Origin of the sequence: Kitasatospora sp. NPDC059462, from assembly GCF_042749955.1 — a bacterium.
GTDB lineage: Bacteria > Actinomycetota > Actinomycetes > Streptomycetales > Streptomycetaceae > Kitasatospora.
Map to the genome: position 1 here is coordinate 1 of NZ_JBHYUU010000374.1, position 2,553 is coordinate 2,553.

Below are 2,553 nucleotides of genomic sequence, written 5' to 3' on the forward strand. Positions count from 1 at the left end.
TCGGCCGTGCGCTTCCACGACGTGGTCCGCACCCTCCACGAGCAGGGCGTCACCCGCTACCTCGAACTCGGACCCGACGCCGTCCTCACCCCGCTCGTCCGGGAGGCACTGGACGAGAACGCCGGCCCCGCCGTCGTACCGCTCGCCCGCCGGAACCAGCCGGAGGTCCGCACCCTGGCCACCGCGCTCGCCCGGCTGCACACCGCCGGCGCCCCCGGCGAGGCGCTGCGCCCGCTGCTGCCCGGCCCGGCGGTCCGGCTGGACCTGCCCACCTACGCCTTCCAGCACACCGCCTACTGGTCGGCGCCCCGGCCGGCCGCCGACGCCGCCGCCCTCGGGCTGGCCGAGGCCGGGCACCCGCTGCTCGCGGCCGCCGTCGGACTCGCCGAGGACGGCGGACTGCTGCTCACCGGCCGGCTCTCGCTGGCCGCCCTGCCCTGGCTCGCCGACCACGACATCCTGGGCACCCCGCTGCTGCCCGGCACCGCCTTCCTGGAGCTCGCCCTCGCCGCCGCCGGACGCGTCGGCGCCGACGGCGTCGAGGAACTGACGCTGCACGCACCGCTGCCGCTGACCGCCGAGGGCGCCGTCCAGCTCCAGATCGCCGTCGGCCCCCCGGACGGGCACGGCCGCCGGACCCTGGCGATCCACGCCCGCCCCGGGCGCCCCGGCCAGGAGGACACCGAGGGCTGGACCAGGCACGCCGAGGGCCTGCTCACCGAGACCGCCCCGGCCGCCGGCGCCGGGACCGTCGCCTGGCCCCCGGCCGACGCCGAACCACTGGACGTGGACGCGCTGTACGACCGGCTGCTCGCCCGGGGCTACGCGTACGGCACCGCCTTCCAGGGCGTGCGCGCGGCCTGGCGGCGCGGCCCGGAGCTGTTCGCCGAACTCGCGCTGGGCGACGGACAGGCCGGTGATGCCGCCGAGTTCGGCATCCACCCCGCGCTGCTGGACGCCGCACTGCACCCGCTGGTCGACGCCCGGACCGCCGAAGCCGAGAGCGGGGCGGAGGGCCTTCCGCTGCCGTTCTCCTTCGGCGCCGTCCGGCTGCACGCCGAGGGTGCGGACCTGCTGCGGGTCCGCTGGACCCCGGCCGCCGAGGGCACCGCGCTGGAGGCCTTCGACGCCGAGGGCCGTCCCGTGCTGTCCGTCGGAACGCTCGCCCTGCGCACGGCGGCGCCCGCCGCCCGGCCCGCCCCGGCCGACGCGCGCGCGGCCCTGCACCACCTCGACTGGCGGCCGGTGCCCGCCGGAGGCGACCCCGCCCCCGGCCGGACCCTGCTGCTCGGCCCCCCGCCGCAGGGCCTGCCCGAGCTGCCGGCCGTCCCGGACCTGGACGCGCTGCGCGCCGCGCTCGACGCGGGGCAGCCCGCGCCCGACACCGTGCTCGCCGTCCTGCCGCCGTCCGGCACCGGCCTGCCCGGAGCGGCCCACGAGCTCACCCGCGAGGCGCTGCGACTCGCCCGGCACTGGCTCGACGACGAACGGCTGGCCGACACCCGGCTCGCCGTCGTGACCCGCCGCGCCGTCACCGCCACGGCCGACGACGCCGCGCCCGACCCGGCCGCCGCCGCCGTCTGGGGCCTGCTGCGCAGCGCCCAGAGCGAGCAGCCCGACCGCTTCCAGCTCGCCGACCTGGACGACGACCCGGCCTCCGCCGCCGCGCTCCCGGCCGCACTCGCCACCGGCCTGCCCCAACTCGCCCTGCGCGCCGACGCGGTGCTCCAGCCCCTGCTCCAGCCCGCGCCGCTGCGTGCCGCGGACGGCGCCGCACCGGACCTCGGCCGGGGCACCGTCCTGATCACCGGCGGCACCGGCGGGCTCGGCACCCTGCTCGCCCGCCACCTGGTCGCCCGGCACGGCGTCCGGCGGCTGCTGCTGGTCAGCCGCAGCGGGCCGGCCGCCCCCGGCGCGGCCGAACTGGCCCGCGAACTGGCCGAGCAGGGCGCCGAGGTGGCCTTCGGCGCGGCCGACACCGGCGACCGGGCCGCGCTGGCCGGACTGCTCGCCGAGCTGCCCGCCGACCGGCCGCTGAGCGCCGTCTTCCACCTCGCCGGAATCGTGGACGACGCCACCCTCGCCGGACTCGACGGCGACCGGATCACCCGGGTGCTGCGCCCCAAGGCGGACGCGGCCTGGCACCTGCACGAGCTCACCGCCGGCCTCGACCTGGCCGCCTTCGTGCTCTTCTCCTCCGTCTCCGGTGTCACCGGCACCGCCGGCCAGGGCGGCTACGCGGCCGCCAACACCTTCCTGGACGCACTCGCCCAGCACCGCCGGGCGGCCGGCCTGCCCGCCCTCTCGCTGGCCTGGTCGCTCTGGGCCGACCAGGACGGCATGGCCGGTGCGCTGGACCCCGAGGTGCTGCGCCGCTGGGGCCGCAGCGGTCTGCCGCCGCTGGAGACCCCGGCCGCCCTGGACCTGCTCGACGCGGCGCTCGCCGACCCCGCCCCGCTGCTGGTGGCCGCCCGGATCGACCCGGCCGCCCTGCGGGCCCGCGCCGCCGACGGTCCGCTGCCGGCCCCGCTGCGCGGCCTGGTCCGCGCACCC

Annotated in this window: 1 protein-coding gene; it reads left to right on the top strand. The window is 79.8% G+C overall.

Going from position 1 to position 2,553, the window contains the following annotated elements; translation table 11 throughout:
* Nucleotides 1-2,553 (top strand): SDR family NAD(P)-dependent oxidoreductase (locus ACFXAM_RS38520; protein ID WP_380298570.1); only part of this gene is annotated, 2,553 nt, incomplete at both ends.